The organism is Kocuria sp. WRN011, assembly GCF_002295155.1.
Lineage (GTDB): Bacteria > Actinomycetota > Actinomycetes > Actinomycetales > Micrococcaceae > Kocuria > Kocuria carniphila.
In genome coordinates this window covers 580,966-588,361 of sequence record NZ_NSGI01000001.1, presented here as the reverse complement: position 1 = coordinate 588,361, position 7,396 = coordinate 580,966, and the positions used below count along the sequence as shown (strand labels likewise).

The 7,396-nt window shown below is 63.5% G+C and carries 6 protein-coding genes; all 6 read right to left on the bottom strand.

The window, feature by feature from the left end:
* Window positions 1–18: 18 nt before the first annotated feature.
* On the bottom strand, window positions 19–912 hold the full coding sequence (locus tag CKW39_RS02795) for a hypothetical protein (protein ID WP_216823139.1): 894 nt from the start codon (window positions 910–912) through the stop codon (window positions 19–21).
* Between the two features lie 34 nt (window positions 913–946).
* Window positions 947–1,840 carry an ABC transporter permease gene (locus tag CKW39_RS02790; RefSeq protein WP_095796612.1) on the bottom strand — a complete coding sequence of 298 codons (894 nt, stop codon included), beginning with the start codon at window positions 1,838–1,840 and terminating at the stop codon, window positions 947–949.
* A complete protein-coding gene (locus CKW39_RS02785; RefSeq protein WP_095796611.1) occupies window positions 1,840–2,538 on the bottom strand; it encodes an ABC transporter ATP-binding protein in 699 nt (232 codons plus the stop codon). The genes CKW39_RS02790 and CKW39_RS02785 overlap by 1 nt, the downstream gene beginning before the upstream one ends.
* Complete coding sequence (locus CKW39_RS02780; protein ID WP_095796610.1) at window positions 2,535–3,062, bottom strand: PadR family transcriptional regulator; 528 nt, start codon at window positions 3,060–3,062, stop codon at window positions 2,535–2,537. The genes CKW39_RS02785 and CKW39_RS02780 overlap by 4 nt, the downstream gene beginning before the upstream one ends.
* A 94-nt stretch (window positions 3,063–3,156) precedes the next feature.
* Window positions 3,157–4,977 carry a malto-oligosyltrehalose trehalohydrolase gene (gene treZ, locus CKW39_RS02775; RefSeq protein ID WP_095796609.1) on the bottom strand — a complete coding sequence of 607 codons (1,821 nt, stop codon included), beginning with the start codon at window positions 4,975–4,977 and terminating at the stop codon, window positions 3,157–3,159.
* Between the two features lie 2 nt (window positions 4,978–4,979).
* Window positions 4,980–7,343, bottom strand: coding sequence for a malto-oligosyltrehalose synthase (gene treY / locus CKW39_RS02770; RefSeq protein ID WP_095796608.1), 2,364 nt, complete (start codon window positions 7,341–7,343; stop codon window positions 4,980–4,982).
* Between the last annotated feature and the right edge of the window lie 53 nt (window positions 7,344–7,396).

Below are 7,396 nucleotides of genomic sequence, written 5' to 3'. Positions count from 1 at the left end.
TCAGGCCCTGCAGGACTACTACCAACGCCACCGACACCGATTCCGCACCAGGCCCCGCACCCCCAAACCCGCGGACCTAGTCGGCATCAACCTCCCCACCTGACTCACCACAGCTTGACACCCTGCGAACGGGACCAATTCATCCCTCAAATGTTCAGGAGCCGGTTGAGGAGTCATCGGCACACCGTTCCAGGTACTTAAGAAGTTGCCGCTCACTGCTGCTAGTTCCGTCTCCGATGCGCCTTCAAGTCCGAGGTCTCGCAGTTGAGCCGTTGGAATGAACAACTCCGGGGCGGCCTCGGGCGAACCATAACTGGCAGTGCCGTAGGCAATCACCGAGGACTCGATTCCCTCCATGCCCCGCGCTCGCTCAGCTTCCTGCCGAACATCCTCCGGTGACGATTCGCTGCCCAGGAACGAATAGACACTGTCCGGCGGCAGGACGCCCACGACGGCCGACGGCGCTTGGGGCGAGTTCACAGACGACGCCACTCCAGAGAACACCGAGACTGCAAACACCGCAATCACCAGTCCCGAGACAGCTCGATAGGCATTCCCCGGGTTCAGCGCCATGCGTTGGCCGGCGATCACCGCTGCGGGATTCTGTGCTCGTTTCACATAACTTCGACTGACTACCTGAACCAACCACGGGCCGATCTGTGTGACGCCCGCGGCCGTCATGAGGAATCCAAGGATCTGCGCAGTGGATGCGAGGAGAAGACCCGCTCCGTCCTGTGACTCAGGCAAGACTCGCGACACCGCCATGAGCAGCAACCCTGCCATCAAGGGAATGACACGTTTGGCTGTCACGCGGCGTTCTTGTACGAGTGATTTCACCCCGGATGCCTCCGTGTGCAGCCTGTTTGCCTGCACAGCCGCCAGAAATGTCGCGAGCACAACCACCAAGGTCACGATGCCCGCTGACACCCACCCGCTCAGTGCCAGGTCATCCAGGAACAGTCGCGATTCCCCCCACCTCAAGGGAGGTCGCCACCGGTCGAAGCATGCTGGCCAGCACCAAACCGATCAATGCCCCCGCCAGTGAGGTCACGAACGCCTCCGCAGCGGCAACTGAAGAAATAACTCGCGGCGCTGCACCCATGAGCCGCAGCACCCCCAACCGTTCGGATCGAACCGTCGCACCCCACTGCGTGCTGATATTGATGAGAAGCAAGACGGGAAAGAGCACCGCAATGGCTCCCATGACGATCAGCGTCCGGTACGCGGTGGCGCTGCCGCCGTACGGCTGATCCGTGAACTCTGAGACCATGGCCGTCGCGGAGGACGGACCCCTGAGCTCACTCTCCGACACCCCGGACACGATCACCAGGGAGTCCGGTCCCGCCAGTGCCGACTCGCTTATAGCACCGGCGTACCTGCCGTACCGGTCACCCAGCTGATCTCGATCGGTCGACTGGATCAACTCATGCATGGCGGGTGAGGCGTAGTACGTCCCCGGCTCAGGCGCCGTACCCACCCCTGGGATCTCGACCGTGGAATCAGGCGTGGCCGCCACCGCGCGGTGCTGGATGATCCGGTCCCGGAATACGTCGTCGACTCGGTCAACCAGAATCGAATCAGAGGTCAGCGGAATGGGGATGGGATCGCCCGCCGTGGACACCCCGTCCTCGGCAAGCGGCACCTCGAATGCTGGCCTGCCTTCTTCTCGAAGCCACGCGGCCCTGTGGTCCCTTTCATTCAGCCCCTGTGCGGCGCCGGCCAGCAACAGAATCAGAGCGGTTCCCAAGGCAACGCCCACAGTGATGCCAACCAACCGCCCAACCGAGAATCGCGCGCTCAACAACGTCAGGTGCAGCACGGACCGAGCGCTGGCGAACATCACCGGTCACCGATTCGGCCGTCGCGCACCACGACATCGCGGTCCGCATAGGCCGCAACCCGAGGATCATGAGTGATCATCACCAGGGTGGTTCCGGATGACTGCACGAGCTCAAGCATGAGCGTCAGCACAGTTTCGGAAGTCAACGAATCCAATGAACCCGTAGGCTCGTCCGCGAATAAAATCGCAGGTTCGGTAACCAGAGCCCTGGATACCGCGACCCGTTGAGCCTGACCACCGGAGAGACCTTCCACGCGCGAGTCACCCAGATCCGAGATGCCGAGCTTCTCGAGAAATACTGATGCCCGTTCCAACCCTTCTTTCCGTCGGACGCCAAGCATCAACAGCGGAAGCGCCACGTTATCCAACGCGGTGAGCTCGGGCAGCAATTGTCCGTACTGGAATACGAAACCGAAATCCTCAAGCCTCAACCGAGAACGCTCTGTCTCGCCCAGCTCGTTGATCCCCACCGATCGCGCATCCGAAGCATCGGGGCGGTACGTAACGGCGCCGATGTCAGGCGTAAAGACTCCCGCCATGCAGTGCAGCAACGTCGATTTGCCCGACCCCGAGGGCCCCATCACGGCGAGCACCTCTCCGCGCGAGACACTCAGATCGATGCCCCGCAACGCAGGGGTTGCTCCGAATGATTTGTGAACTCCCTGCACCTCCAACACGGGAGCAGACAAGTTGTTCATGACTGCACCAGCGTGGTCTTGAGCTGATCCAATCGGGCTTCGGTCAATTCGATCCACCGCAGATCCGCCTCGATGTGGAATAACCCGTGATCGCACATCAGGACCTGCAGCAGGTCACCTTCTCGCTTGAGCCGAGTCATGTCTCGCATCCGACTCATGTGTTCCTGGCGCTGCAGCTCGAGAAGTCGCCGAGCGTCGTCGCCAATCAATAACGCCACCACGATCTTGGCGAACAGATCGCTCTGCAACGTGGCCGCCGGCATCTGCGGGGTGAACAACCACGATTCGACCTTCTGCTGCCCCGCACCCGTGATCTGATACTTTTTGCGGTCGGGCCCAGCGCCGGATTCCTCCCCGAGCATCTCAATCAACTCGTCCCGGATCATCCGCGCCAACGTGGCATAGACCTGCCCGAACGCCAGTGGTTTCTGCGACCCGAAGTACCGGTCGTACTCGTATTTCAGGTCGTACCCATAGCTCGGTTCCCGCGCGATCAGGCCCAAGAGGGTCAGAGTGTTGTTCATGTCCGAAATCTATACACTCGGTGTATAGCTGACAAGAGCAAAGCCGCGACAACCAGGAATCCGTCGATTCCGGTCGCCGCGGCTTTAGCCCTGCTCAGACGCGCAGCACGGCAGCGGTGTTGGGCGCCAGCGTGACCTTTCCGGGGGTGTCCAGCCCGGGCTCGACGCCGCTCGCAAACAGCACCTGGGGCGCGTCACCACCCATGAGGGGCAGCGCGCGTTCCTGGTCGGACAGGTTGATCGCGGTGACCACACCGTGCTCTGATTCGGGTTCGCTCATGCGCTTGAGCACGAACCACTGCTCGTCGTCACTGGCCTGGGTGGCCATGGTGGCCCAGTCTTGGCTGGTCAGTTCGGGGGTGTTGCGTCGCAGTGCGATCAGGTCACGGTAGGCCGTGAAGATCCGCTCGTGATCGCCCTGATGTACCTCACCCCACTTGAGCTTGGAGCGCTCGAAGGTCTCAGGATCCTGGGGGTCCGGAACCGTCGCGTGGTCCCAAGCCATGGAGGCGAACTCCGCCTTGCGGCCCTCGGCCACGGCCTTGCCCAGCTCCGGTTCGGGGTGCGCGGTGAAGAACTGCCACGGAGTGCTCGCGCCGAATTCCTCACCCATGAACAGCATGGGCGTGAACGGCTGGGTCATGAGCCACGTGGCCGCGCAGAGCGCACGGTCAACACTCACGGTGTGGTTCATGCGGTCGCCGGCCGCACGGTTGCCCACTTGATCGTGGTTCTGCAGGAACGTCACGAACTGCCACGGGAACACCTCGGACGGGTTGATCTCTCGCCCGTGCGAACGCCCGCGGAACGTGGAGTACGTTCCGTTGTGGAAGTAGGCGGTGTGCATGGTTTTCTCCAGCGCGTGCAGGGAGTCGAAGTCCCCGTAGTAGCCCTGGGTCTCCCCGGTGAAGGCCACGTGCGCGGCGTGATGAACGTCGTCGAGCCATTGAGCGTCCATACCCTGACCATGCTCTTCGGCGGGGATGATCATGCGCGGGTCGTTGAGGTCTGATTCCGCAATCGTGAACAGGCCCTTACCCGTGCGCTCGGATTCTTCGGCCACTCGTTCGGCAATTTCCTGCAGGATGTGCTTGGCGCGGGTGTCCGCGAGCGCGTGCACGGCATCCAGGCGGAACCCGTCCACGTGGTAGTCGCGCAGCCACATGGTCACGTTGTCCAGGATGTACTCGCGCACCCCGTCCGAGCCCCAGTCGTCCAGGTTGATCAGGTCACCCCAGCTGGAGGCACCAGGCTTGAAGTAATCTGCGAACAACGGCAGATAGTTACCGCTGGGACCCAGGTGGTTGTAGACCACGTCCTGGATCACACCGATTCCCTTGGCATGGCAGGCATCTACGAAGCGCTGATAAGCCTCGGGGCCACCGTAGGATTCGTCCACGGTGTACCAGGCCACCCCGTCATAGCCCCAGTTGTGGTCGCCGTTGAAGCCGTTGACCGGCAAGAGCTCTACGTAATCCACGCCCAGGTCCGCCAGGTAGTCGAGCTTCTCGATGGCCGAGTCCAGCGTGCCCTCGGGTGTGAACGTGCCCGGGTGCAGTTCGTACAGCACGGAATCCTTGAGCAACGGAGGCCGCCAGGCGGCGTCGCTCCACTGGAATTCCTCCGGATCAAAGGTGCAGGACAGATCGTGCACACCCTGCGGCTGGCGCCGCGAGCGCGGATCCGGCAGCACGTCGGAGACAGAGGTGCGTTCCTTGTCCGTGCCCTCGTCGAAGACCTTGGTCAGCAAGTAGCCGTAACGCACGGTTCCCGACGCCGCCTGCTCACCTTCCGCGAGCGTCCACCACCCGGGTCGCTCGGCCAAGCCCTCCATGGGGTGGTCGACGCCCTCCACGCGGACGGTGACTTCGCGGGCGTGGGGTGCCCACACGTCGAAACGATGATCGTTGGTCATGCTCAGCGGTCCTTTCGGCGCAGCAACGCCACGGGATAGATGTCAAGGAGTTCGGCGAGCTGTACGCCGCCGGTCGAGGTAAAGGTGCGGCGGGTCAGGATGTCTTCCCAATCGCCGTCGCTCAGGTTCACAGTTTCGTCCGTCCAACCGCCGGCCTTGGTCAGACCCACGGGGAAGCGCGTCACCACGGTGGCCGCGCCTCCGCGGTCGAAACCCAACGCGTGATCGGCCAGGGCACCAGTGATCTTGAGCGGTTCGTAGCCGGTGAACAACTCGGGGTGTTCACGGCGCAGTCGCAGCGCCCGGGAGGTCAGCAGCATGCGGGCGGCACCGGTCTCGTCCACCGACGGCGAGCCGCCGTCAGTACCCGGAAGTCCTGAGTCCAGAGCGGTGAGCAATTCATCGCGAACTTCGAAGTCCACGGGACGCCGGTTGTCCGGGTCCACCAGGGACGGCTCCCACAGCTCCTGTCCCTGGTACACGTCCGGCACGCCCGGCAGGGTCAACTGCAGGGCGGTCGCCGCCATGCCGTTGGACCAGCCCGGGGCGGTGGCGCGCTCCACGAAACCCTCCACGATGCCCCTGGCTCGCGGGTTGGTGAAGACGAAATCGATGAAGCGGGTCAGTTCCTTCTCGAACTCCTCGTCACCATCCACCCACGCCGTGGACACGGAAGCTTCACGCACGGCCTTCATCGCGTAGTCCACCGCACGGTCACGCTCGAGCGGCCACGCACCCACGATGGCCTGCAGTACAAGGTTGATTGCCGGGCCGTCCTGCAGGGAAATCCCCGCGTCGCGGGCTCGCGAGTACAAGGTGGCGAGCACCTCGGACCAGGCCTTGGCCGATTCGGACAGCACCGTGATACGAGCGCGGACCGAGGCCGAGCGCTTGGTGTCGTGCGTGGTCAGAGCATTCATGGTGTCCGGGGATTCCCGCTGCCGCTGCGCGGCCAGCTCGTGGAATTCGGCTGGTGTCAGTGAGAACACGGAGGGATCACCGCCCACTTCCGTCAGGGACGTCAGTTTGGTGAACCGGTAGAACGCGGTGTCCTCCACGCCCTTGGCCATGATCATGCCGGAGGTCTGCTGGAAACGCTTTGCAACCTCGGTCATTTCCTCCACCGACGCCGCTGCGTCACCCAACACTGCGGCGAGATCGTCGATCACGGCGCTCAGTTCCGGGCGGGCCTTCTTCGCGGCAGCCACGGCTTCGCGTTGATAGTCGACGCCGAACGGCAAGTAGGTGCGGTACACCGGGAAGTTCGCGAGGATTTCCGCGAGGCCGTCGTAGGCCTGTTCGTCCGAATGTCCGAAGTTCTCGGGGAGGTTGCGCACCAGTCGGTGCACCTCGGCGGCCAGACCCACATCGGCCATGCGGCGCTTGGTGTCGTGGATCAGTTCTTCCCACCGCACGGGGTCGCCTTCGCGCAGCTTGGTGTCCAGGGAGGCCAACTCGTAGTGGCCCTCCGGGTTGGTCAGCACGCGGTCGATCCAGCCGAGCGAGTCGTAGCCCGTAGTGCCCGCGGTCTTCCACTGCTGCGGCAGCGACTCTCCGGGTTCCAGGATCTTCTCGACCGTCGTCCAGGCACCGCCGGTGACATCCGCGAGCTTCTCGAGGTAGTCCTCGGGGTCGCGCACGCCGTCCGGGTGGTCGATACGCAGGCCGTCCACGAGCTTCTCGTCGAACCAGCGGCGCACCTCCACGTGGGACTCGTCAAATACCTTCTGGTCTTCCACGCGCACGCCGGCCAGCGTGGTGACCGTGAAGAACCGGCGGTAATTCAGCTCCGAATCACCGCGGCGCCAGTTCACCAGTTCGTAGTTCTGCTTGGCGTGCGCTTCCTGCGGCGAATCGCCCTCTTGATAGCTGCCCTCCGCCAGCGGGTACACGTTCTCGTAATAACGCAGGGCGCCGTCCTCGACGGTCAGCGCGGAGAGGTCTTCGTCCCCGTCACCCAAGACCGGAATCAGGAGCTTGCCATGACCCGCGTCCCAATCCACGTCGAAGGAATCAGCGTGCGGGCTGTTCTTGCCGTCCTTGAGCAGCGACCACCACCACGGGTTCTCCTGCGGTACGGCCACACCCTGGTGATTGGGAACGATGTCCACCACCACGCCCATTCCGGCGTCTCGGGCGGCCGCCGAGAGCGCGGCCAGGCCATCCGCTCCCCCGCGTTCGGGATCGATTTCGGTCGGATCGGTTACGTCGTAACCGTGATCCGAGCCGCTCGTGGCACGCAGGATGGGCGAAAGATAGACCCAATCCGCGCCCAGGCGCTTCAAGTACGGGACGAGTTCCGCCGCGCGGAACAGGTCCTGCTGTGAGGTGATTTGCAACCGGTACGTTGAGGTGGGAGTCAGCACCCTTCCAGTCTTGTCGCTCACGCCCCGCAATGCCAGCCACTCCGCCACGAGCG

What these genes read in the sequence shown, in the direction of transcription:
- CKW39_RS02790 (WP_095796612.1), bottom strand. Translation starts at nt 1,840, where the DNA reads ATGTTCGCCAGCGCTCGGTCCGTGCTGCACCTGACGTTGTTGAGCGCG.
- CKW39_RS02785 (WP_095796611.1), bottom strand. Translation starts at nt 2,538, where the DNA reads ATGAACAACTTGTCTGCTCCCGTGTTGGAGGTGCAGGGAGTTCACAAA.
- CKW39_RS02780 (WP_095796610.1), bottom strand. Translation starts at nt 3,062, where the DNA reads ATGAACAACACTCTGACCCTCTTGGGCCTGATCGCGCGGGAACCGAGC.
- treZ (WP_095796609.1), bottom strand. Translation starts at nt 4,977, where the DNA reads ATGACCAACGATCATCGTTTCGACGTGTGGGCACCCCACGCCCGCGAA.